Source organism: Phocaeicola abscessus CCUG 55929 (assembly GCF_000312445.1).
GTDB classification, from domain to species: Bacteria; Bacteroidota; Bacteroidia; order Bacteroidales; family Bacteroidaceae; genus Phocaeicola; species Phocaeicola abscessus.
Genome location: NZ_HE997184.1, coordinates 306,148 through 329,987 on the forward strand (window position 1 = coordinate 306,148; position 23,840 = coordinate 329,987).

20 protein-coding genes and 1 CRISPR repeat array (1 of these 21 running past the window's edge) are annotated in these 23,840 nt (G+C 37.6%); of the genes, 18 read left to right on the forward strand and 2 right to left on the reverse strand.

Annotated elements, in window-relative coordinates; genetic code table 11:
- The first annotated feature begins 3 nt into the window (after positions 1–3).
- Positions 4–906, forward strand: a complete 903-nt coding sequence (locus BN102_RS07740; protein ID WP_019208552.1) for a homoserine O-succinyltransferase — start codon at positions 4–6, stop codon at positions 904–906.
- A gap of 118 nt (positions 907–1,024) precedes the next feature.
- Here the strand turns inward: BN102_RS07740 and trxA are convergent, their stop codons facing one another.
- Both trxA and BN102_RS07750 read right to left on the reverse strand, forming a co-directional pair.
- A complete protein-coding gene (gene trxA, locus BN102_RS07745; protein ID WP_019208553.1) occupies positions 1,025–1,495 on the reverse strand; it encodes a thioredoxin in 471 nt (156 codons plus the stop codon).
- 233 nt (positions 1,496–1,728) lie between these two features.
- Entirely contained in the window at positions 1,729–2,694 is a 966-nt protein-coding gene (locus BN102_RS07750) for a Rossmann-fold NAD(P)-binding domain-containing protein (protein WP_019208554.1), read from the reverse strand.
- A gap of 60 nt (positions 2,695–2,754) precedes the next feature.
- Between BN102_RS07750 and BN102_RS07755 the strand changes: the two genes are divergently transcribed.
- The 17 genes from BN102_RS07755 to cas2 all read left to right on the forward strand — a co-directional run bounded on the left by BN102_RS07755 (position 2,755) and on the right by cas2 (position 22,045).
- On the forward strand, positions 2,755–3,546 hold the full coding sequence (locus BN102_RS07755; RefSeq protein WP_019208555.1) for a Cof-type HAD-IIB family hydrolase: 792 nt from the start codon (positions 2,755–2,757) through the stop codon (positions 3,544–3,546).
- Positions 3,547–3,556: 10 nt separating this feature from the next.
- A complete protein-coding gene (locus BN102_RS07760; protein ID WP_019208556.1) occupies positions 3,557–5,743 on the forward strand; it encodes a GH92 family glycosyl hydrolase in 2,187 nt (728 codons plus the stop codon).
- 264 nt (positions 5,744–6,007) lie between these two features.
- On the forward strand, positions 6,008–6,802 hold the full coding sequence (gene cas6 / locus BN102_RS07765; protein WP_019208557.1) for a CRISPR-associated endoribonuclease Cas6: 795 nt from the start codon (positions 6,008–6,010) through the stop codon (positions 6,800–6,802).
- Positions 6,803–6,818: 16 nt separating this feature from the next.
- Positions 6,819–7,469: a plasmid pRiA4b ORF-3 family protein gene (locus BN102_RS07770; protein ID WP_019208558.1), complete on the forward strand. Its 651-nt coding sequence runs from the start codon at positions 6,819–6,821 to the stop codon at positions 7,467–7,469.
- A gap of 15 nt (positions 7,470–7,484) precedes the next feature.
- Positions 7,485–9,422 carry a hypothetical protein gene (locus tag BN102_RS07775; RefSeq protein WP_019208559.1) on the forward strand — a complete coding sequence of 646 codons (1,938 nt, stop codon included), beginning with the start codon at positions 7,485–7,487 and terminating at the stop codon, positions 9,420–9,422.
- Between the two features lie 11 nt (positions 9,423–9,433).
- Positions 9,434–10,348, forward strand: a complete 915-nt coding sequence (locus BN102_RS07780; protein WP_019208560.1) for a type I CRISPR-associated protein Cas7 — start codon at positions 9,434–9,436, stop codon at positions 10,346–10,348.
- Between the two features lie 35 nt (positions 10,349–10,383).
- Complete coding sequence (gene cas5b, locus BN102_RS07785) at positions 10,384–11,157, forward strand: type I-B CRISPR-associated protein Cas5b (protein WP_019208561.1); 774 nt, start codon at positions 10,384–10,386, stop codon at positions 11,155–11,157.
- Positions 11,141–13,921, forward strand: a complete 2,781-nt coding sequence (locus BN102_RS07790; protein ID WP_019208562.1) for a CRISPR-associated helicase/endonuclease Cas3 — start codon at positions 11,141–11,143, stop codon at positions 13,919–13,921. Before cas5b ends, BN102_RS07790 begins: the two co-directional genes overlap by 17 nt.
- On the forward strand, positions 13,921–14,451 hold the full coding sequence (gene cas4, locus BN102_RS07795) for a CRISPR-associated protein Cas4 (RefSeq protein ID WP_019208563.1): 531 nt from the start codon (positions 13,921–13,923) through the stop codon (positions 14,449–14,451). Before BN102_RS07790 ends, cas4 begins: the two co-directional genes overlap by 1 nt.
- A gap of 46 nt (positions 14,452–14,497) precedes the next feature.
- Complete coding sequence (gene cas10, locus BN102_RS07800) at positions 14,498–16,093, forward strand: type III-A CRISPR-associated protein Cas10/Csm1 (protein WP_019208564.1); 1,596 nt, start codon at positions 14,498–14,500, stop codon at positions 16,091–16,093.
- Complete coding sequence (gene csm2, locus BN102_RS07805; RefSeq protein ID WP_019208565.1) at positions 16,074–16,499, forward strand: type III-A CRISPR-associated protein Csm2; 426 nt, start codon at positions 16,074–16,076, stop codon at positions 16,497–16,499. Before cas10 ends, csm2 begins: the two co-directional genes overlap by 20 nt.
- Positions 16,496–17,197, forward strand: a complete 702-nt coding sequence (csm3, locus tag BN102_RS07810; protein WP_019208566.1) for a type III-A CRISPR-associated RAMP protein Csm3 — start codon at positions 16,496–16,498, stop codon at positions 17,195–17,197. The genes csm2 and csm3 overlap by 4 nt, the downstream gene beginning before the upstream one ends.
- Positions 17,194–18,207 (forward strand): type III-A CRISPR-associated RAMP protein Csm4, encoded by a 1,014-nt coding sequence (gene csm4, locus BN102_RS07815; RefSeq protein ID WP_019208567.1) that lies wholly within the window; start codon positions 17,194–17,196, stop codon positions 18,205–18,207. The genes csm3 and csm4 overlap by 4 nt, the downstream gene beginning before the upstream one ends.
- Positions 18,188–19,825: a type III-A CRISPR-associated RAMP protein Csm5 gene (gene csm5, locus BN102_RS07820; RefSeq protein ID WP_019208568.1), complete on the forward strand. Its 1,638-nt coding sequence runs from the start codon at positions 18,188–18,190 to the stop codon at positions 19,823–19,825. Before csm4 ends, csm5 begins: the two co-directional genes overlap by 20 nt.
- Positions 19,822–20,769 (forward strand): DUF6602 domain-containing protein, encoded by a 948-nt coding sequence (locus BN102_RS07825; protein ID WP_019208569.1) that lies wholly within the window; start codon positions 19,822–19,824, stop codon positions 20,767–20,769. Before csm5 ends, BN102_RS07825 begins: the two co-directional genes overlap by 4 nt.
- Positions 20,766–21,782, forward strand: coding sequence for a type I-B CRISPR-associated endonuclease Cas1b (gene cas1b, locus BN102_RS07830; protein WP_019208570.1), 1,017 nt, complete (start codon positions 20,766–20,768; stop codon positions 21,780–21,782). Before BN102_RS07825 ends, cas1b begins: the two co-directional genes overlap by 4 nt.
- Positions 21,782–22,045 (forward strand): CRISPR-associated endonuclease Cas2, encoded by a 264-nt coding sequence (gene cas2 / locus BN102_RS07835; protein WP_019208571.1) that lies wholly within the window; start codon positions 21,782–21,784, stop codon positions 22,043–22,045. The genes cas1b and cas2 overlap by 1 nt, the downstream gene beginning before the upstream one ends.
- A 209-nt stretch (positions 22,046–22,254) precedes the next feature.
- Positions 22,255–23,840: a CRISPR direct-repeat array (repeat unit 29 nt; unit sequence CTTTTAATCGTACTTAGTAGAATTGAAAT) (it continues 1,876 nt past the right edge of the window).

The following is a 23,840-nucleotide window of genomic DNA, read 5'->3' on the forward strand; positions in this document are numbered from 1 at the left end:
ATAATGTCTGTGATTATTCCTGATAACTTACCTGCCATCGAGTTGCTGCAGGAAGAACATATCCGCGTCTACGGCCAATCGGAAACGATTCGACACCACTTTGCTCCATTACGTGTGGCGCTGCTGAACCTGATGCCGTTAAAGATCTCCACCGAAGCCGATTACATCCGCTTGCTCTCCAACTCCCCCCTGTGGGTAGAACTAACGTTCATGAAATTGCGTTCGCACACCTCCAAAAATACTCCGTTAGTACATTTGAATCGGTTCTATCGGTTTTTCGACGAGCTAAAGAATCAACATTTCGACGGGCTGATCATTACCGGAGCTCCTGTGGAATTGATTCCTTTCGAAGAAGTAGACTATTGGCAGGAGCTGATCGAAGTATTCGACTGGGCGCATGAGCAGATCCCCTCCGCCCTGTATATCTGCTGGGCGTCGCAGGCCGCTCTTTATCACTTTCATCATATCCCCAAATATCGATTGGATAAGAAGATGTTCGGTATTTTTCCGCATCGACTGGACGTAGAAGGGGTACCCATCTTTCACGGTTTCGACGACGTATTCTATGTGCCGCACAGCCGTTATACGGAAATTCGGAAAGAAGACGTACTGAAAGTGAAAGCGTTGACTCTCCTCGCCGAAAGCGAAGAGTCAGGCGTTTATATGGCAACGGCTCGAAAAGGTCGGGAATTCTTCATTACCGGTCATTCGGAATATGAACCTCTTCGCCTGGACATGGAATACCAGCGTGACTTGAACAGGGGACTTCCTACCGAAGTCCCCCAGCACTATTATGTGGACGACGATCCGGTGAAAAGACCATTGGTGCGTTGGCGGGCGCATTCCAACCTACTGTTTACCAATTGGCTGAATTATTACGTTTCACAACAAATAGCCTATCAATGATTCCTCGCCCCATCGAGTTGCAGACCGACCAAGGACGCAACGTATGGCATAGCAGCCATGTACGCCTCTCGTATCCATCGGAACAGGCGCTCGATACCGAGCGTATTATGCCCGTTTCTTATTTGAGCAAATCCGATTTGATTACTTCCTCGAATTGCATTTTGTTCATGGCGCCTACCTGCATCTTAGGCGTGCCCTCTTTCGGAATAAAAAGTATGGACGGGATAGAGCGAATGCCAAACATGGCAGCCAATTCCTGCTCCTTGTCAACATCTACCTTATAGATATCCAACTGACCGTCGTATTCTTCCGCCAAGCTATCCAATATCGGCGCGGTAGCCTTGCAAGGGCCGCACCAGGTAGCATAGAAATCGATAATAGCAGGTAAATTACCCTTGAATTCCCATTTCTGCGGATTCTTTTCGTAATCCATGATCTTATTCTTGAATTCCTCCGCCGTCAATTCTTTCGTTTTCATCGTTTTAATCTCCTTTCTCTGTTCCTTTTGTCGTTTCTGCTTGGCTTCCGAACACCCCGTAGGCAAAATGGTCAAAACCAACATAAACGTAAATACTAATTTAATCTTCATAATTCTTTTTATTTATATTTTCCGTCGGAAAACGTCACAAAGATAAACAGGTTCTTTTTGATAAAACAAGTTTCCATCAGAAAACAGATAATTTACAACACACATTAACTAAACGGCGTATGCTTTAACAATTTCCAATGGAAAGTATCACACGAGGAACTCGTGACAGAAAGCATGTATTCACGCCTTCCGTCGAAAGGTTTCGAAACGATTTAATCGACTTTACGGGTAGATTATTCCAAACTTTTCAGCAAGCGTTTCAATACGACCGAAGCAGAGATCTCACGATTGGCAGCTTCTGGAATGACCAACGATGTGGAAGCCTCGATGACATCGTCGGTGACGATCATATTGCGTCGGACAGGCAAACAATGCATGAAGAAGGCGTCGTTCGTCCACGACATGTGCTCCATATCGACCATCCAACTCCTGTCTCTACTCAATATCTTCCCGTAATCAGCCGGATCGGTCACACCCGGACAAGCCCAATTCTTGGCGTAAATAAAATCGGCTCCCGCAAAGGCTTTTTTCTGATCATATTCCACCTTCGCTTTGCGCACGAACTTCGGGTCTAACTCATAACCTTCGGGATGGGTGATGACGAATTCCACATCGGCTTCGTTCATCCAGTCGGCAAACGAATTCGGTACTGCTTGCGGCAAAGCACGCGGATGTGGGGCCCAAGAAAGAACCACTTTCGGACATCGCCTTTTCTTACACTCTTCAATGGTTATCCAATCGGCAAAGGCCTGCAACGGATGGCCGGTAGCCGCTTCCATCGAGAAGACCGGACAACCTGAGTACCGAATGAACTGGTTCAAAATCTTCTCCGTATAATCATCTTCACGACTCTCTAAACGCGCAAACGAGCGTACGCCGATAATATCGGCATAATTCCCCATCACCGGAATCGCTTCCAGCAGGTGTTCGCTCTTATCGCCGTCCATCACCACTCCTCGTTCGGTCTCTAGCTTCCACGCCCCCTGATTGACATCGAGCACGATCACGTCCATTCCTAAATTACGGGCGGCTTTTTGCGTACTCAATCGAGTACGCAGACTGTTATTAAAGAAGATAAGCAAACACGTCTTATGGCGTCCCAACCGTTCATATAGGTAACGATCCCGCTTAATTTCAAAGGCTTCCTCCAACGCTTCGTTCAAGTTACCCATATCTTTTACATTTGTAAAGTACCGCATCATTATTCTTTTTAATGATAATAACTACGCAAAGTTAGAAAAAATTCGCATATTTGTATTATGAAAACAAAAGCCATTTTCTTCGATATTGACGGGACATTGGTCTCTTTCCGAACGCACCGTATTCCCGATTCCGCTCAAGAAGCCATATCCGCTTTACGTGCCGACGGCATTAAAACCTTTATTGCGACGGGACGTCCCTGGATCCTTATCGACAATCTGGAAGATACTGTCTTCGACGGTTATATCACCGTAAACGGCTGCTCTTGCTTCACTGCAGACTTCAAGCCGATCTACGAAAGCAGTATTCCCCGAGAAGATGTCGGCCGCCTTATCGACTCAGGCATTACCGACGAAATCCCCTTCGTCTTTACCGATGGTACGGACATGTTCGTAACAGGTATCAACGAACGTGTCAAGGCAATTGCCAACCTTATTCGCCTCCCTGTGCCGCGAGTTGCTCCTGTAGAAGATGCTCGCCATAAAGATTTCTTTCAGATGATGGGATATTTTACCGAAGAAGAAGAAAGAGAAAACCGATTAAATCTTTTCAATCAGATTCTGACACATTGTACGCCAATGCGCTGGCACCCCCTCTTTGCCGACATCATTACTTCGGGAAACAGTAAACGGACGGGTATCGATAAAGTACTCGATTATTTCCATATCGATCTATCCGAGAGCATGGCTTTCGGCGATGGCGGCAACGATATACCTATGCTCAGACATGTAGCTATAGGCGTGGCGATGGGAAATGCCGGCGATAAAGTCAAAGCTGCAGCCGATTATGTGACGACGGAAATCGACGAAGACGGTGTCGCCAAGGCACTACGACATTTCAACTTGATATAACATTACATCGATGAAAAAGACATTCTGCTATCTTATTTTCTCCATCTCGACCGTCTGTTTGACAGGTTGCCGCCCAGAGCAAGCGGCGAAGAAAGATTACGCACAGTACGTGAACACCTTTATCGGAGGCGCAGCCAACGGACATACGTTCCCCGGAGCCTGCGTACCGTTCGGCCTCGTTCAAACAAGCCCTGTGACAGGTGCTATCGGTTGGGGATATTGCTCCGAATACATGAATGCGGATTCCGTCGTCTGGGGATTCACTCAAACTCATCTCAACGGCACGGGATGCATGGATTTGGGCGATATCCTCATCATGCCGATTACAGGAAACCGAATCAGAAGCTGGGATGCTTACAGAAGCACTTTCTCCAAATCGAACGAACACGCCGTTCCCGGCTACTACGCCGTAGAACTCGACAAACCGAAAGTAAAAGCGGAACTGACTGCGACAACTCACGTAACCTTGCATCGATATACGTTCCATCAGGCCGACTCTGCCTCCGTCCTGATCGACTTGCAACACGGGCCGGCGTGGAATGAAAACATTTATCATTCGCAAGTCGATCTCTGCCATACACAATGGGAAGACGCACAAACCTTGACCGGACATGTAAAAAATACAGTGTGGGTAGAACAAGATTATTTCTTCGTACTGAAATTCGATCGCCCCGTAACCAATCATCTCCTTTTGCCTCGGGCTACGGAAAAGGAAAAAGGACAACGCATCATCGCCTCATTCGACCTGAAAGCGGAAGAAGCATTGCTGATGAAAATCGGCCTCTCAACGATCAGTATTGCCGGAGCGAAAAAGAATATGGAAACCGAGCTTGCCGACTGGGATTTCGATACTGTCCGTCAAACTGCCTACGACACGTGGAACGGTTATTTAAGCCGAGTAGACGTAACGGGAACGAAAGAGGAAAAAATCAACTACTACACCAGTCTGTATCATGCCTTGATCCAACCGAATGAAATCTCGGACGTAGATGGCTTCTATCGCAATTCCACTGACTCCGTCGTAAAATCTGCGACGGGAAAGTCTTATTCCACATTCTCGTGTTGGGATACATACCGTGCGGCCAACTCCCTTTACACCCTCCTGACACCTGAGATGGTAGACGATTTTATCAATTCCTTGATAGAGCACGGAGAAGTACAAGGCTTTCTTCCTATTTGGGAACTTTGGGGGAAAGACAATTATTGCATGGTGGGCAATCATGCTGTTCCGATAGTGGCTGAAGCTTATGCCAAGGGATTTAAAGGATTCGATGCGGAAAAGGCATTTGCCATCATCAAACACGGCCAAACCGTCTCGCATCCCTTGAAGTCGAATTGGGAAGTCTACATGAAGTACGGCTATTTCCCCTGCGATTTGATCGATAACGAATCCGTTTCATCTACGTTGGAAAATGTGTACGACGATTACGCAGCATCCGAGATGGCCAAACGTTTAGGCAAAACGAAAGAGGCCGAATACTTCGCCAAACGCGCCGAGTTTTATAAAAATTTGTTCGACAACGAAACCAATTTCATGCGCCCCCGCCTCTCGGACGGAAGTTGGACAGTCCCTTTCGATCCAATGCGAGCAGGTGAAAATACAGGGTATACCGAAGGAAATGCTTGGCAATATACCTGGCACGTACAGCATGACGTACCCGGTTTGATTGAACTATTTGGTGGGCCGGAGAAATTCACGGCAAAGATCGATTCTATGTTTCTGCTCGAGTTAAAAACAGATGTAGTCGACATCTCTGGTCTCATCGGTCAGTATGCGCACGGCAACGAACCGTGTCATCATATAGCGTATCTCTATGCATTAGCCGGTCAATCGAAAAAGACGCAGGAACTGATCCGCCGAATCTTTGACACCCAATACAGTCCCCACCCCGACGGACTTTGCGGCAACGACGATTGCGGGCAAATGTCGGCCTGGTACATGTTCTCCGCCATGGGATTCTATCCCGTCGATCCCGTCAGCTGCAAGTATATATTCGGAGCCCCCCAGCTTCCGAAAATCGTTCTTCATTTACAAGATGGGAAGACCTTCACCGTAATTGCAAAAAATCTCTCAAAAGAAAACAAGTATGTGGAAAGCGTCAGGCTAAACGGCAAACCATACGCGGAGAACTATATCACACACGAGGATATCATAAACGGCGGTACACTCGTATTCAATATGTATGCTGAAAAATAAAACAATCAGCCAATGCAGATGAAACAAAAGACTTGGCCGGAATGAAAATATTCGGTGAGGAATCTAACAAAGCTTGGCAAGCTCGTGCGCTATACAAATTTAAAAAGGTTTACCATGTTACATTATTTCTTAGATGGAAACAATCGGATAAAACCACAATTTCATCCTATATTTATATTTTTTATTCCTTTATCATTATATCCTTAATAATATTTTATAACTTTAGCCTTCATAAAATATACACCTCATTCCCCGAATAATACTATGAGATTCAAATTGACATTACAGATCGACAAGAAAGCTTTCGGTAACCGCCTACCGCTTAATTATCAGTACGCTTCGTCGGCATTGATATATAAAATATTAGCAAAATCCGGAACCGAATTCTCTACATGGCTCCACGAAAACGGATTTAAAGCTGAAAGAAAGAAATTCAAACTCTTTACTTTTTCCAGAATACAAATCCCTCGATACCATATCGAAGATGCTTTTATAAGAATACTCTCCGACACGGCAACGTGGCAGATCTCTTTTCTGCCCGAACGTAGCACGCAAGAATTTATCCAAGGCTTGTTCAAAGAACAGGCATTTGAATTAGGCGTTCGAGAAGCCAATATCCGCTTTTATGTGCAAAGAATCGAATTGCTTCCGCCGCCTCCATTTCAGGATACGATGACTTTCGAAACGCTTTCTCCTTCCTGTATCGTACAAAAAAACGACGAGGGCAAAGAAAAGTATCTCTCGCCAGATAATCCTGATGCCAGCCGATTAGTAAAAATCAATCTGTTAGGCAAATACAAAGCATTTACTGGCAATGAATTCCCTTTGAAAGATTTCCCATTCAAGCTGAAAACACTCACGCCTCCCAAATCTGTCCTCATCTGCTTCAAACAGGGAACACCTCAGGAAAACAAAATTCGCGGTTACATGTACCGTTTCAGTCTAACCGCCCCGTTAGAATTAATGAAAATAGCATACGAAACGGGTATCGGCAGTAAAAACTCCCAAGGTTTCGGCTGTGTGAAAGAGACAGAGATAAAAAGAGTAACAGATCAATAAAATAAATTTTAATCTCATGGCATTCGCATTTAAAATCAAAATCGACGGCAGTGCGAAACCTCCGATATGGAGAAAAGTGAAGGTAAACGAATCGATGACATTCGACGACTTTAATTTAGTTATTCAAATTCTTTTCGGATGGGCCGATTCGCATCTGTTCGAATTCACACCCAAAGGATGGAGCAGCAATCCGAGAATAACACTCAGCTTTGACGAAAAATATGAGCCGGATGAACGTTTTTCAGAACGGAACACATTCCCTTATGGCGAACTTTACCGTGCCGACGAAATCCGACTAAGCGACTATTTTAAGGAGGTTAAGCAAAAGATCATATATATCTACGACTTTAGTGATGATTGGCGGCATATCGTCGAGCTGGCGGATATCACCGACGATGCGGTTCTTCTTCCGGTTTGTCTTGCGGGGAAAGGATCCCACTTGGAAGAGGATTGTGGGGGCATTGGCAGCTTTTACAATATGGTTGAAGCCGTAAACAATCCCAAACATCCTGAACATAACGAATACCGCGAATGGCTCGGTATGAAGCGGGGTGAAAAATGGGACCTAAACTTCTTCGATCTCGAAGAAACAAATGAGGTCTTAAGGGAGATATGGACGAGTGTTGAGAAACAAAGGAATAGTGGATTTATATTGTCTGATTTTTAGAATTAAACATAAAACATGATACGAGAGATAATAAATTTTACAGAAAACGTTGATGAGCAGTTCAAAAATTTAGGCTCTGCGCCTAAAGAAGGTTTGCACATAAAATTGGACATGGTTTCGATTGATAATACCGTAAAAATAGATACGGAAAATTATAAATGCGAGATTTATTCCAAGAAACTCAAAGCATCTCCAGGCGATTTTTTAAATCAATGTAAATTTTTGCATCAAAATGCGTGGTGTATTGACACAAACAAATGTTTTGATTTACCTACGAAAGCCATTCATTCCTGTTCGCCCTTTTGTGTTGCTTTTAAAAGAGAACATTTAAAGGGAGGTGAAAAGTATAAGGAAAATGAAAGAAGAAATAGAGTGCAGATTTATAAACGCTTTGACGGTTATTTTGAAAAAGCATTTGCTCTTTTTGAAAATACCGATGACGCTTACCGATATGAAATCTTTAAATTGTTTTTTACTCAGGATTTGTTTTCGGCGTTAGTTACAAAAATAGAGACTGAAAATTCGACGAAAAGAGAAGAGCTGACAGAAAAAGTAGTTTCGCTAAAAGAGAAATTAAAAGCCACAAAAGATAGCATTGAAAAAGAGGCTTTAAAAAATCAAATATCCGAAGTAGAGAAAAACTTGATTGCTTATAAGGAATTAGATGATTCCGATTATATCATATTTTATCTGAATGTTCCTAAAGAAGAATATAAAAAGTCTCATGAAAAATACTTAAATGACAAATTATTTAATACCGATAAATACAATACTAAGCCGAATGATAAAGGATTAATTTTCGGTACAAGCAACTTTATGAATGGCTTTAATAGCGATATGCCGTTTTTAATGCACCAAACAGCAAGTTTTGATATCAGCGGTCGGATTTCAAATGTTGATGCAAAATTGTTGAATGATTTTCAAAATCTATTGCCTAACAAAACATTACCTAATCCACTGCCAATGTTTGTTTATAAGGAGGAACTGCAAGATAAAATGATAAATCTTTTTCAAGAAAGTGGATTTAAGTTAGGTTATAAGGAAATCATTGAGAAACTGTTAAATGTGTATCAAAAAGACTTGGATAATTATTATCTGCTCTATTGGCTTAACACCAAAAATGGCATAGTTTTTAAAGATTTCGATTTTGTAAGTAAGTTTGAATATACATTGGAACTGCAAATACAAAACCTGTTTGAAATAAAAGAAAAAGACAAAAAGGAACTAAAATATTATTCCAAAATTCACAATGTATTTGAATTTGAGCAAACAATATTCAAACAATTACTACAAAACAAATATTTAAGATTAGATTATTTCAGTGATTTAAATAAAGACAATTATGAAAAAAAAGACTTAACCTTTATCTCTTATTCCAAATTCCGAAAATCGGTTTATGACTTTGTTTATAAATCTCAACGACAAACTGTAGATGGTAATATGTTTGACGAAATGGTATTTAATAGCATAAAAGACGATATAAAACAAGGGGATGGATATGGTATTAAAGAAAAACTAAATATTTGGTATAGTGCATATAATTTTTTTAATTCCAAAAACAAAATAAATATGGCAAGTAAATTAGAATCTTATCAAAAGTTTGTAGATGATTTGACAAACGAAACTGCAAAAGTCAGGGATGCTTCTGATGCCGAATTTGCTTTTGCTGCAGGGCAAATAATTTATTACATTCTGGGAAAAAGTAAATCTGACGATAATAGTTATCAATTACTTGAACCCTATCTGCAAAAAGCAAAATGTACAGAATTAAAACAGGCAATTGCCAATGACTTTGCTCGCTACAAACACGAGAATTTCTCAAAAAAATTTGAACGGGTTGCTGCTTTTGTGTTAAGCTATGATACACAAAGTAACATCAAACATCTTTTGCCGGAACTGCTTTCGGGTGTGTTCGCAAAAAATCAATTATTCAGTAATAATTCTAAACAATAAAAAATAGTAATATGGCTAATCAATTTTCAAATCGCGTTTATGGCTGCGCCATTATCAAATCTGTAAATTCCAACTACAATGCTGATTTCTCTGGGCAACCGCGCAAATTACCCAACGGAACTGTTTATGCTACAGATAAAGCATTAAAGTATTCAATAAGAAACTATTGGAAGAAAGCACTAAAAGAAAGAGTGTTTTACTTTAAGTCGTTGACAGAAACGATGTCTCCTCGTTCGTTGGATGAAACTTATGAATTCAATTTCGGCAAGTTTCAAGCAACAGATAAAACAAAGTTAAGGTTAGAGGTTTTAAGAAACATTCTGACTTGTCTTGACGTACGCCTGTTTGGTGGAACTTATGCAGGTAAAACCAACATTTCCATACATGGTACTTGTCAAATTACTCCCGGAATAAACCGCTTTGGCGAAAATGTAATTTATTCGGAACAAATTATGTCTCCATTTCGAAACTCTAATGAAGGAAGCGCCGACAGCACTATGACAACGCTCGGAACTCAATCAAGGCTTGAAGAGGGTCATTATGTTCATCATTTTTCCGTAAACCCAAAGAATATCGAAGATGATGTAGCAAGAGTAAACGGTACAGGACTGACAGATGATGATATTGTAAAACTAAAAGAGGGATTGCGTAAAGGGGCAACCTATTATGATTCGGCAGCTAAATCGGGTACAGAAAACGAACTATTACTTTGGATTCAGCTAAAAGCCAATTCAAAGTTAGTACTTCCTTCTTTGGTGAAATTAATTGACATAAACGAGCAAAGAGAAATAGATTTACAAAAAATAAAAAATCTTTTGTCAGAAAAACATATCGTTTCCGAGATAGAAAAAATAGAGTTGTATTATGACAAAGAAATAACCAAAGTAATCAACGAACCGAAAAATAGTGTGTTTATTGACTTATGACAAATATTTAATAACCATTTAACGTTTTATTAAATATGAAAAAACTTATTTCAATAGACCTGAAAGCTGATTTCGGTTTTTTTCGGAAACCCGACACAAATAACACGGTCAATCTTTCTTATAATATTATCCACAAACCCGCTATTTTGGGAATTTTTGGAGCAATTATAGGATTAGATGGTTATACACAAAAAGGCAAACTCCCGCATTATTACGAGGTTTTCAGAAATTTAAAATTAGGAGTACAACCTTTGGACAACGAAAAAGGGAATTATCCGAAAACCAATATCAAATACTCCAATACTATAGGATATGCGAATAAAGGTGCCAATTTTCTTACAGAAGAAATGACCCTTATCAATCCAAAATACAGGATATTTATGCTATTGAATTTAACGAATGAGTACCATAAAAAACTATTGGATTACTTATCGAATGCTCAAAGTGAATTTATTCCCTATTTTGGAAAGAATGAGTTTTCGGCTTGGTGGGAAAAATCAAGTTGTAAAGAATACAGTTTTAAAGAAAAGACAGAAATTTGTGGAAGCATTAAAATAAAAACTATCTTTTTGAAAAGCTATGTAATTAAAGAAAACTTAGACATTCTCGAACCGGATATTTTTTCAGACAAAACAAAAGATGACTTGCCTTTCATGTACTTTGAGCGGCTTCCAAAAGATTTTGATCTGGAATTAATGCAATATGATTTAGGTGAATTTGTATTTTCGACTTATTTAATAAAGAATGCAAATAATCTTAAGAATCTATATTATTTAAACGACGAAGATTACTATGTGCAACTTATATAAGACTGTTGCTGATATTGTTGACGAAACAAGGAACGTTAATGAATATCTTATTGACGCAGAAAAGTACTATGCACATACACCACCGGCTTGGAATATAAAATATTCCAAGCCGGAAATTTTAAGCGAACATATTCAATCAGTGGTATCGTATTTCAAGCTATTGGTTGAAACGCATCGACTCGACAATGTTATTGATGCATTGATAAGTGAATACCTCTCTGAAAACAATATAGATGATAATGTATCCGGCAATTTTATAAAGAAACTTTTTGTACAGACAATTGTCTTTCATGATTTTGGGAAGATAAATGAAAACTTCCAGGCCGCATCGAAAAAGATGAACAACCCATTTTTCAAAGGCAAAGAAATACCTAATAGCCCGATTGGAAAAAATCATTCCTTATTGAGTACTTTCATATTTATTTCCAAATTTCTCAATGAAGTAGAAGAACTTTTCCCCAAAGGGAAAAAAGGAGTTGGGATAATATCTGTACTTCTATTTTCTTATCCGATTTTAAAACACCACTCCAAGCAGTTTAATGACAAACTTTCCGACGATATAAACTTCGACAATAAAGCATCTTTCCTAGAAAAATATATCAATAACTATCAATTTGTTATAAATCCGAATATCACAAAATCACTATCAAATACTAAAGGTATATTCGGACATCCAGCTTTTAATAAGTACATTCACTCTTTTGCTCTTTATTCTATTTTACGACTTAATTATTCCTTACTCACAGCTTCCGACTATCTGGCAACCAATGAATATTTGAGTCAATTATCAATGAAAGATTTGGGAACGCTCACCATTCAAAGAATTGATGAAATATATACTTTCGTATCGGATAGTGAATGGATTAACCAAGCGGAAAATAAAAGAAATTACAATAGATATATATATCGTGATTCATTTGAAATACAATTAAATAATCCAATAGAAGAAAGTGGAGAGAATCTGAATTTGCTACGTCGGAAAATGGGAGTGGAAGTAATAAATAATATCCGGAAAAATTACCAGAATAACCTTTTTTATATAGAAGCTCCAACCGGAGGAGGGAAGACTAATTTGTCACTGTTGGCAACAATTGAGCTCCTAAAAAAATACAAAGGAAAACTCAATAAAGTCTTCTACGTTTTCCCCTTTACCACACTAATTACTCAAACGTATAAATCAATTATCGAAACATTTAGATTGGCAGAGGATGAAGTCGTGCAACTGCATTCGAAAGCAGGAATCAAAACAAAACAAAGTGAAGATGATGAATACGGGAAAAACCGGACAAATTATTTAGACAATCTATTTGTCAATTTCCCTTTTTGTTTACTTACTCATATCAAGTTTTTTAATCTATTGAAAACGAATAGAAAAGAAGAGAACTACATCTTACACAGGTTTGCAAACTCTATTGTAGTAATAGATGAATTGCAATCTTATAACCCTAAGCATTGGGATAAGGTAATCTATTTTATAAATAAATATGCAGCAACATATAATATTAAGTTTATTCTAATGTCGGCGACATTGCCAAAACTGGATAAATTAAAAGTGATTAAAAATCAACCAAATAATTTCGTTTATTTATTGCCTAATGCAAAAGCAGACTACTTTCAAAATCCTAATTTTTGCAATAGAGTGAGTTTTAATTTTGATTTGCTTGAAAATGAACATATTACTCTATCTGAGATTTCAGACCTATTATTTTCAGAATCGAGACTTTATAGTTCCAAAGATTTTGGAGACGCAAAACCTCAAGGAAGTGTCTATACTATAATTGAATTTATCTTTAAGAAAACCGCTTCCGAGTTTTACCAAATAGTAAAAGAAAAAGACACCTTTTTTGATGAAATATTTTTACTTTCCGGAACCATTTTAGAACACAGACGCAAAGAGGTTATCAACTTCCTTAAGAACAAAAAAAACAGAAAGAAGAAAATCCTTCTTATAACCACGCAAGTTGTAGAAGCCGGTGTAGATATTGATATGGACCTGGGATTTAAAGATACTTCTTTAGTGGATAGTGATGAGCAATTAGCCGGGCGTATAAATCGGAATGTGAACAAAAAAGATTGTAAACTATTCTTATTCAATTATAATAAAGAGAGGCTTATTTACGGAGAGGATAAGCGATTGGAAATAACAAGAACAAAACTTCGCAAGGAGGATTATCAGCATATTTTGCAAACTAAAGATTTTGACTTGTTATACGATTTAGTATTGGATGAAAAAAATAATTGGAATCATACTCAAATGGCTATCGGGTTTAGTGAATATGAGCAGAAGATTAAGACATTAATGTTTGAGAAAGTTAATAATGATTTTTTGTTAATTGAACAACGAAATCTGACTTGTTTTATCCCTCTAAATATACCCATTACTGTAAATGGTACTACCGATAATTCTTTCGACCCAATATTTTCCGATAATGAATTGGACTTTTTAGCAAAACACAATATTTTCCCTAATCTAAATAAAGAAATTAGCGGCAGAGAAGTTTTTGATTTATATATTAATACAATTGAAAATAGAATTGATTTTTCCGAACAAAAATTTAAAGAGAAGATATTACAAGGAATAATGTCGAAATTTGTATTCTCTCTTTTTGCTACGGATAAGATAGAGAAACGAATTGTACTTTTTTCTGATGAAGCAAAAAGTGAATATGGATATAAGTTCATTGAACACTGGCAGGATTTCTACGATATTCACTTTGGAATGAATGATAGAATGTTTAATAGTAATGAAACTCAATTCCTCTAATGAACGTCAACGCTACGCTTATTAATCTTTATGTCGTTTGTCCGCGTGAATGTTGGCTACACGCCAACGGTATCAATATGGAACACACTTCCGACACGGTGTACGACGGGAAGTTGCTGCACGCAACCTCTTATCCGCAGCGTGCCGAACGCTACGAAGAGATGCTCATTTCTGCCGAGTATGAAGGCATTACGTTAATCGGACAAATTGATTATTTCGATGCGCGGAATAAGGTTATTCACGAAATCAAGCGGAGTGATAAGGTGGAAGAGGCCCATGTTCGGCAAGTAAAATTCTACCTCTGGCTTCTGGAGCTTAATGGAGTCGATGGAGCGACGGGGATTTTGGAATATCCCAAACTGCGTAAAACGGACGAAGTCCTATTTTCGGACGAAGATCGTCAGGGGTTACAGAAATCGATTTCTGAAATCCGATCACTTATTGAAAACGAATCTTGCCCGTCGACGATCAATGCAAAAATTTGCAAGAGTTGCAGCTATTTCGATTTTTGCTACTCAAGAGAAGAGTAAAGTCGTATATTTGTGTAACTTATTATAAAAATAATCGGAAATCTCAATGGAAAAAGAACAAAAGAAATATTTATTAAAAGGCGACATCTCCGGAATACAGGAGTTTATATTTAATGCACAGAGTGACGGTGCCGCAAAAACATTGAAAGCCAAGTCTTATTATGTTTCTGTAATTTCAGAGTTGTGTTTTAACTATTGCTATAAAAAACTGAAAGATGTTGGAATGTCTGTAGAGCTTATTTTTTCAGGAGGAGGTAACTTCTTTATTCAGATTACAGGAGATGAACCGGACGAAGAAGTTAATAAACTTCAGCAGCAATTGAATAATGAGTTATTGCACGATGACATCAGTGTGGTACTGACATTAGCAAATCTTGATGAGAAAAAATTTGGTGACAGTTGGATGGCTCTTTTACAAAAATCCAACAAGGAGAAACTTCGGCTGTATAAAGGTAATGATGCTGTTTTCGAACCTTATCTTCACGAAGAAAAAGAGTACGAGCAGAATAAGGAAAGATTTGCTGCCTATAGAGGAGGAAAGGAGCACAATGATTTGTATAAAAACATTGCGGACAGAATGGTCAAATCAAAAGTAATAGAAACGGCTCTTCTTGGGAACTTATTCTCGGAAGGAGAGTTGGATTTTGAAAACAGGCTTGCCAATAAATTGCCATTTTGGAAGAATTATAATAAACTTGATGAGTATAAAGAGTATCGAAAGAAAAATTATGGGGAAGATTACCAGATTAGGAAGGATGAAGACCTTATAGATTTTGATGCCTTTGGTGATTTTGCTGCTCATAGAACAGGCACAAATAAATTGGCTATTCTAAAAATGGATGTGGATAATTTGGGTTCAGTGTTTAGTGATAGAATTTCATCATTAGATCAAGCACAGAAACTGTCGAAACAATTTCAAGGCTTTTTCGATAAAACGTTGTTCAAGATATGGTGGGAGCAGGATGAGTTTAAAAGCAATGTTTACCCGATATTTGTAGGAGGAGATGATTGCTTTATTGTTGGGGCTTGGGACAAGGTTTTACCATTTGCGAAAGCTATTAACGATGCTTTTCAAGAAAATTTTGGAGGGGAATATAGTCTGTCTGCAGGTATTGTTATTGTCGATCCTAAGCACCCCGTGATTTCATTCGCCGAATTGGCGGAAGAAGCTTTGTCCGATGCTAAGAAAAAAAACAACTTCAATGAAAGTTTTTCAAAATCAGAACACAAGAAGAACAGTATCTCAATATTTAATGAGGTCTTTTCTTGGAAGGAATTCGATCAGATTTTAGAAGTAGTAAATTTAGTATCACCTTATTTGAAAAATGATCGGATAGAGCGGTCTATTTTGGATAAAATCAGAAATAGTGTTAGAGGATTTCATGCCTTACAACAACGAATACTTCTTAAAGATTGCGTAGACGTTCCTCGAGTCTGGAAACTTAAATATTACTTGGGGAAAAAAACGAACGATAATAACTTTCGAAAAATGGAGGATGCGTTGTTTAAACCCTACCAAGAAGCTTTGCAATCTGCATTGATGAACAAAGAAGGTATTAATCCGGCCGTCTTTCCTGTTGCAGCAAGAATAATCGAATTTTCAACTAAAAAGGAATTAAACTATGGCGAAAACAATAATTAAACTGGAGCAGCCTCCCATTTGGTCTTTTTTCTGTGAAAATGAAAACGAGAAAGAGGCTATGGAGAAAGGTTCACAGGAAGAAGCATTTAATAACATTCTGAGTGCTAACAAAAGTGAGTTTTTAATTTCTCGTGTGGAAAATTTGGTGCAAAGAAGACTTGCCAATAGTATCACCGGTTCTCAACTAAGAAAATTATTTGACGTTGTTCAGAAAGGATCAGATTCTGAAATACGAATTCAACTGATTTATATGGCTGCAAGGCAAAACAACCCTACGGCTCAGAATTTTGCGCAGTTTATCAAGGAATTGATTATCCACAAAAATGGTAATAGCGCGAGAAATGAAAGATTTCAGCTTTTTATGGAGTCAATAATTAGTTACCACAAATATTATAGTAAAAAATGAATACAATGACTTTAAAAGGAAAAATAAAAATAACCGGAACAATTAAAACTCTTTCAGGTCTTCACATCGGAGGTGCTCAAACTTCTTTAGAGGTGGGCAGTGTGGATAACGCTGTAATAAAAACAAAAACAGGAGAACCTTATATTCCGGGTAGTTCACTGAAAGGAAAATTGCGAAATATGTTGGCTCGTGCCGCAGGAAGTGAAAATGTCGCCAATGATATTGAATTAGAGAAAGAGGGAGGTGATATCAAATACATAGCGAAGCTCTTCGGTACTCCTGAAAATAGAGAACAAGATTCAGGGGCTGAAGCCTTGCTGAAAATTCAAGACTGTTTTATTGTAAATAATACAGGATTGGAGGTGAAAATGGAAAATTCTATTCAACGACTTAGCGGAGAAGCCAATCCTCGACCACTTGAGAGATCTGTAGCCGGCAGTGTATTCTCTTTGAATATGACTTTAGATGTTTACGATGAAACGATGATTGAACCTTATTTTAAAGAATTGGCCTTAGCGATCAAACTTTTAGAATTAGATCATTTAGGTGGTGGCGGTTCAAGAGGAAATGGTAAAGTGAAATTTCATATCGAAAAAGTGACTTATTATAAGTTATTAGCATTAAAGTTGGACAAAAATGATCGAGAATATTCCGGGAGCTTCAAAGAATTTATTCAAACTGTAAACGACGAATTATGATAAAAGCAGTTTTATTAGAATTAACCCCCAATAGTCGATTCCATTTTGGCAAAGCATCGATTGATGCGAATACAGCCCTCGCGGATACAGATGAATTTTTACATTCTGATGTCTTGTTTTCTGCTTTGGTAAACAATTTAGCACAAGCAAAGGATAAAGCATTTGTAGATGAATTTCTAGCATACTTCAAAAGCGGAGCCATAAAAATTTCTTCGGGATTCTATTGTATTAAGGATGGTGATAACTACGAATATTTATTACCCAAGCCGGTAACTGCAACAAACTTCATTAAAGAGTATTCAATGATTAAGGCAGTGAAAAAAATACAATTCATACCAACAGCATTGTGGGACGTAAGTCCTGAAAATTGGTTTAATGGTAGTTGTATAGAAACAAAACGAGCATTACTGCCAAAGAAGAACGGGCTTGAGCGTATTGAAAATCTTTATACAAAAGAAATTGTGCCTAACCTTGTAAAACACAAACCAGATGATAATGCCAAAGGCCCTTTTTCTATAGCTGTAATTCAAATACCCAAAATCAACAATGGCATAAGCATTCATTTTTACTTTTTATATGAAATCAATGACAGCGTGCCTGAAAACATGAAGTCTGCATTTAAATATGCTGTAGATATGATAGCTTTTAATGGTTTAGGCGGAGAACGAAGTTCGGGATGTGGATTTGTAGAAAGAGTCAACTGGGATGGCCCTGAATTTCCTATTCCACATTTATCAACCGGTTTTACGACCAATTTAGGATTGCTAATACCTGATAAAAATGAGTTTGATAATTGCTTATTCTATAAATTAATAACAAGAGGCGGACGAAAATCCAAAGAGATTGAACAGTTAAAAAGAGTAAGAATGATTTCGGAAGGCGCTATTATTCATAACACGGGTCAGGAATTTGGAAGAACGGTTGCTCTTAGTACCGCTCATCTTAGATATGGTCAGCCGATTTGCATTAACATACCACAATTTTACGGAGATGAAAGAACTGATAAATAAATACATTGGAGGTGTTCAAAAACATCGGCTTAAGATAGAAACATTAACCCCGGTTGCTATTCGGAATGGCGAAATATTATCTCCATTAACCGATTATCATATAGAAGGCAACAGGCTTTACCTATTAGATACGGATAAACTGATGGTTGATATCGATCAAAATAACTGGTTAGACGATTTTGAAAGTAAAGTCCTGGAATATAGTGGCAATCATAGTGGAGGAACAGAAACCAATGCAAAAAAGAAAAATCGTTTTATTGCCGACTTTCTGAAAGAGAAAGGAGCGTCTATAAAATCGTATCTAAAAGAAGAAAATGCAAGAAACTGTCAGCTAAAGTCGGAAGCTGAATGGGTGCAACTTCATAGTACGATAAAGACTGAGAATAAGGCTTATATCCCGGGTTCTTCCATAAAAGGAGCTATTCGCACAGCGATTATGTATCAGTGGCTTACGGACACGGAAGAGGGGAAGGAAAAATTAGCAAGTTTTCTTGATACAAATAAAAAAGGCATTGAAAATTGGGCTGAGAGGATTAACAGGAAAACAAAGGGTAACAAAAATAATGCAAAAAAGAAGGATGAGATTACCAAAGAGCTGAAAAAAGAAGAAACGGAAAGGAAAGCTGAACTGCTGAAATTATTGCATGAGTTTGAAAAGGAAGTTGCGAATGTAGTTTTTGGTAAATTAGAAGGAGAGTATAATGCTTCCACATATTTTAAGATCTTAGATTCCAGAGTATTTGAAAATTCAGATTTGCGGATTTCCTCTCTTCAAAAGAAATACAGAAAGGATGAAGACCTTAAGAAGGAATTTACGACTTCTTTACAGGAATTTATCGATAAAGGAAAAGAAACAGTAATAGAAATTTCCGTTTCTAATTTGAGCCTCGATTGGAGAGAAAACAGAGGTTGTACGTATTTTGCAAAATGTATAAAAGAGAGAAAACAGCTCGACAAAGTATTTGAGGCGATAAATAGTCTCAGTCGCGATTTTTTGGAGTTCGAAATTTGCAGGTTGAATGCTTTTAAGGAAAGCGAAAAATCTAAAACATCTTATTCCAAAGAGAATTTGGACATTTATCATAATATGCTTGAAAACTTGTACAATCAACTTAAGGAAAATAATTTGAATAGTGCGATTACATGTATCGGTTTTGGTAAATCAATCTTTATGAATACTGTATTATTGGTAATTAGGACAGAAAATTACGGTATTTTTACAAACATCGTCAAGGTACTGCATGCCAGTCATCCCAGAGCAGAACATTTTCCATTTAGTTATTATGCTACATCAATTGATTCACAAGATTATCCGTTAGGCTGGGTAAAAATTACAGATATAAATAAAGATGCTTATCAGCAAGAATATGACTTGCCTGATTTTAAACGAGCTAACTTGGAAAAGGATAGCATAATTCAAGGTGTATTATTAGAGCTAAATCCGATACCTAAGGTGCAAGTATCGATAGATGGGGAAAAGCAATATCTTAATGCCAATGGTTTATCAAAACTGAAAAAGGAAAGTGGTGTAATCCCCCAAATCGGAGCAACCTGTTCACTTCAGATTACAGCTATTAAAGAAGGTGAGATTAAAGACATTAAAATTATTGAGGTATGAATAAAGAAGAAGTGGTTCAAAATATAAAAGACAACTATAAGTATTTGGAGAAATCAATAGTGAATCAACTGAATTTGAAAGTTGATAACCATTATTTGACAGCCGGTCATAACAGTGAAAAAATTTGGTTGAATTTATTCAGGCAAATCATACCGATGAAGTTCGCTATCAAACAAGGAGTTTTTCTGATTGATTCACAAGGAGAGGTTTCTAAAGAAGTGGATATAGCTGTTTTTGATGAACAATACACACCTTATATTTTCAACTATGGAAATATTCATTTTATACCAATCGAAGCGGTTGCCATAGTCGTACAATGTAAAAGTAAAAATATATCCGGGAAAAAGAATAAAGAAAATCTTACCAGCTGGGTTGATAGTATAAAAAAATTAAAGACAAGTTCAAATGCCATTGCTCGTATGGCGATGAATATAGCTATTTCAGCTCCTGCAACTCAGAAAGAAACTACACCTATTAAAATATTATGTGCTCATAAGAAATGTGCAGATAAAGATGGCGAGCCTATGTTTGGCTTTGATATTGCAATCTTTCCAGAATCGAGGAGGCAGACGAAAAAGAATGATAATCAAGAAAAAACTTCAACATTAAGAGTTTCCTTTTCAAAAAGAATAGACAATTTATATAAAGCATATTACTATTTCAATCAGCCTCAAGCTGTTTTTAAAGATTTTGCTCTGTATCAAAAGGAGAAAAAAGAAGAAATAGAAATAGAAAAAGAGATAGATAAAAAAAAGAGATTAGATGCTGATTTGAAGTGTTTTGAGGAGCTAAATAAACATTCTTTAGAAGGGTATGAGGTAAAAGACACCCCCATTCTTTCACTTATTTTCCAACTCAATCAACTATTGATGTTGATTAATAATCCTATGCTATTTCCACATCAGGCTTATGTTGACGGATTTAATGAGAAGAATAAAGTATGAAAAGGACTTATTATCTTTTTAATCCCGGTCGTTTGTCCCGCAAGGATAACACCTTGAAATTCGTGCCGATGGAGGATGACGGAAACGGTATCGAACGCGAAGGACAACCGAGGTATATTCCGGTCGAAACGGTCGACCAGTTTTATGTGTTCGGTTCGCTCGATGCCAATAGCGCTTTGTATAATTTTCTCGGACAAAATGATATTGCTTTGCACTTCTTCGATTATTACGAGAATTATACCGGATCGTTTATGCCGCGGGATACATTACTCTCGGGGCGGATGATTTTGGCACAGACCAAAGCCTTTCAGGATAAAAAACGGCGCATGGCAATCGCCCGGCAGTTTATTCACGGAGCGGCCTATAACATGCAGAAAAACCTGCAGTATTACAACCGGCGGGGAAAAGATATGGAAGTTTTATTAGAACAGATAAAAATCTATGCCGATGGTATTGAGCAAGCATCTGCCCCCGACGAGCTGATGGGCATCGAGGGAAACATCCGTCAGGTTTATTACGATGCGTTTGATCTTATACTCAACGATTTTGAGATGGGAGGTCGTACTAAACAACCACCCCGGAACGAAGTGAATGCCTTGATCTCATTCGGAAATATGATGTGCTATTCACAGTGCCTACGTGCCATTCATCAAACGCAACTCAATCCTACGGTCAGCTATCTGCACACACCCGGCGAGCGGCGCTATTCTCTGGCATTGGATATCTCCGAAATCTTTAAACCGATTCTTGTCGACAGGGTTATTTTCAAACTTCTTAATAAGAAAGAGATACAGGAACGTCATTTCGACAAGCGATTGAACAGTTGTCTGTTGAATCCTTCGGGGAAGAAGATTTTTGTAAAAGCGATGGAGGAACGTTTTAATGAGACGATTAAGCATCGGTCGCTTAATCGCAACGTAAGTTACAAACACCTTATCAAGCTCGAATGCTATAAGTTGGCAAAACATCTGCTTGGGATGGAAGACTATAAACCGTTTAAAATGTACTGGTAATGTATGTGATTCTGGTCTATGACTGCGGCGAGAAACGGGTTGGGAAAATGCTCAAGCTCTGTCGGAAATATCTGAATTGGATACAAAATTCGGTTTTTGAAGGCGAAATTACAGAAGTTAAATTAAAAGAGTTAACTTTGAAGGCTGAGAAAATAATGAACAGCGATGAAGACTCTCTGATTGTTTTTTCAAGTAGGACAGAAAAATTTTTAGAAAAACAGATTATCGGTAAAGAACGATGTACTACTGATATCTTTTTATAACACGTTGTCGGTTGTCATTCTATATCAATAATAATCACACGTGAAAACATCGTAAGTTCTTTGACATATTGAAAATCAGACGATAAAAATGTTGTCGATACTCAATTTTTTTTATACTTTTGACCATCGACAACATTTTGAATAAAAAAGTTGATGACATCTTTTATTTATTAGCTGATTATCAGCATTATTTTTATTGTATTTAACGGCTTTTAATCGTACTTAGTAGAATTGAAATGATGTTGCTGCCAGATTAGATAACAAAGGAGTAACTTTTAATCGTACTTAGTAGAATTGAAATATTTATCCGGAGAAGTATAGGCTGCTTTTCGATCGTCTTTTAATCGTACTTAGTAGAATTGAAATATTCTTCGGCAATATCGTTTAGCGTATTAAGCGATCTTTTAATCGTACTTAGTAGAATTGAAATTCGTTATTGATTATTATAAAAGTTGAACATCTTGTCTTTTAATCGTACTTAGTAGAATTGAAATACGAAAGGTATTGCTTTGCCTTTAGAAACGAAGCACTCTTTTAATCGTACTTAGTAGAATTGAAATTTCCGTCCGCTTTCTTCATGCCCAAGAACGTGTAATCTTTTAATCGTACTTAGTAGAATTGAAATCTGCTACTGCAGTGACCACCGGAGTTGCCGGATTGCCTTTTAATCGTACTTAGTAGAATTGAAATACAAGGAGATGAAAGCAGCGGGGCAGGAGCCGATACCTTTTAATCGTACTTAGTAGAATTGAAATTTAATGCCGAGATAGCTCAAATCAATAACTCAAGAAACTTTTAATCGTACTTAGTAGAATTGAAATTCAGTTAGGTTTTGCTGTTAATGGTGTATCTGACGCACTTTTAATCGTACTTAGTAGAATTGAAATAGGTACAGGTCGTTGTCAATGATACCGCATAAAATTCTTTTAATCGTACTTAGTAGAATTGAAATTCTGTAATTACGATTCTTACGGAGCTGGAAAAAGAACTTTTAATCGTACTTAGTAGAATTGAAATTCTGAATATAAGGATAGCAAGAAATTGTATACTAACTTTTAATCGTACTTAGTAGAATTGAAATTCGAGTTGCAACAGCTTTTTTATTGTCGTTGGACGGACTTTTAATCGTACTTAGTAGAATTGAAATGCAAATATATATTCGTTGTTTACATCATCAATGACCTTTTAATCGTACTTAGTAGAATTGAAATTGTCCACCAACAAACTCGATTACTAAACTGGACAGCCTTTTAATCGTACTTAGTAGAATTGAAATTGAGTTGGCGGACAACGAGCCGGCGGCCGAAGTCTCTTTTAATCGTACTTAGTAGAATTGAAATACCATTGACAAACTTATTTTATTCCTTTGTACTTCCTTTTAATCGTACTTAGTAGAATTGAAATGAGCAACAGCAACATCGAGATGGTACTCCGCACCGATACTTTTAATCGTACTTAGTAGAATTGAAATCAGGCAATAGGAAACTTTAACAAGCCGACAAAAGAACTTTTAATCGTACTTAGTAGAATTGAAATATAGTTTGATTGATGTATCGGAAACGAAGATTGCAAACTTTTAATCGTACTTAGTAGAATTGAAATTTTTAGATGCCAGCCGTTCGAGTGTCCAGCCATGCTCTTTTAATCGTACTTAGTAGAATTGAAATTTTTAGATGCCAGCCGTTCGAGTGTCCAGCCATGCTTTTAATCGTACTTAGTAGAATTGAAATTGCGCAAAGCGTGGTTCTTTGTACGCAAGTATGGTCTTTTAATCGTACTTAGTAGAATTGAAATT

Coding starts and splice junctions, on each gene's coding strand:
- BN102_RS07740 (WP_019208552.1), top strand. CDS start 4: ATGTCTGTGATTATTCCTGATAACTTACCTGCCATCGAGTTGCTGCAG.
- trxA (WP_019208553.1), bottom strand. CDS start 1,495: ATGAAGATTAAATTAGTATTTACGTTTATGTTGGTTTTGACCATTTTG.
- BN102_RS07750 (WP_019208554.1), bottom strand. CDS start 2,694: ATGCGGTACTTTACAAATGTAAAAGATATGGGTAACTTGAACGAAGCG.
- BN102_RS07755 (WP_019208555.1), top strand. CDS start 2,755: ATGAAAACAAAAGCCATTTTCTTCGATATTGACGGGACATTGGTCTCT.
- BN102_RS07760 (WP_019208556.1), top strand. CDS start 3,557: ATGAAAAAGACATTCTGCTATCTTATTTTCTCCATCTCGACCGTCTGT.
- cas6 (WP_019208557.1), top strand. CDS start 6,008: ATGAGATTCAAATTGACATTACAGATCGACAAGAAAGCTTTCGGTAAC.
- BN102_RS07770 (WP_019208558.1), top strand. CDS start 6,819: ATGGCATTCGCATTTAAAATCAAAATCGACGGCAGTGCGAAACCTCCG.
- BN102_RS07775 (WP_019208559.1), top strand. CDS start 7,485: ATGATACGAGAGATAATAAATTTTACAGAAAACGTTGATGAGCAGTTC.
- BN102_RS07780 (WP_019208560.1), top strand. CDS start 9,434: ATGGCTAATCAATTTTCAAATCGCGTTTATGGCTGCGCCATTATCAAA.
- cas5b (WP_019208561.1), top strand. CDS start 10,384: ATGAAAAAACTTATTTCAATAGACCTGAAAGCTGATTTCGGTTTTTTT.
- BN102_RS07790 (WP_019208562.1), top strand. CDS start 11,141: ATGTGCAACTTATATAAGACTGTTGCTGATATTGTTGACGAAACAAGG.
- cas4 (WP_019208563.1), top strand. CDS start 13,921: ATGAACGTCAACGCTACGCTTATTAATCTTTATGTCGTTTGTCCGCGT.
- cas10 (WP_019208564.1), top strand. CDS start 14,498: ATGGAAAAAGAACAAAAGAAATATTTATTAAAAGGCGACATCTCCGGA.
- csm2 (WP_019208565.1), top strand. CDS start 16,074: ATGGCGAAAACAATAATTAAACTGGAGCAGCCTCCCATTTGGTCTTTT.
- csm3 (WP_019208566.1), top strand. CDS start 16,496: ATGAATACAATGACTTTAAAAGGAAAAATAAAAATAACCGGAACAATT.
- csm4 (WP_019208567.1), top strand. CDS start 17,194: ATGATAAAAGCAGTTTTATTAGAATTAACCCCCAATAGTCGATTCCAT.
- csm5 (WP_019208568.1), top strand. CDS start 18,188: ATGAAAGAACTGATAAATAAATACATTGGAGGTGTTCAAAAACATCGG.
- BN102_RS07825 (WP_019208569.1), top strand. CDS start 19,822: ATGAATAAAGAAGAAGTGGTTCAAAATATAAAAGACAACTATAAGTAT.
- cas1b (WP_019208570.1), top strand. CDS start 20,766: ATGAAAAGGACTTATTATCTTTTTAATCCCGGTCGTTTGTCCCGCAAG.
- cas2 (WP_019208571.1), top strand. CDS start 21,782: ATGTATGTGATTCTGGTCTATGACTGCGGCGAGAAACGGGTTGGGAAA.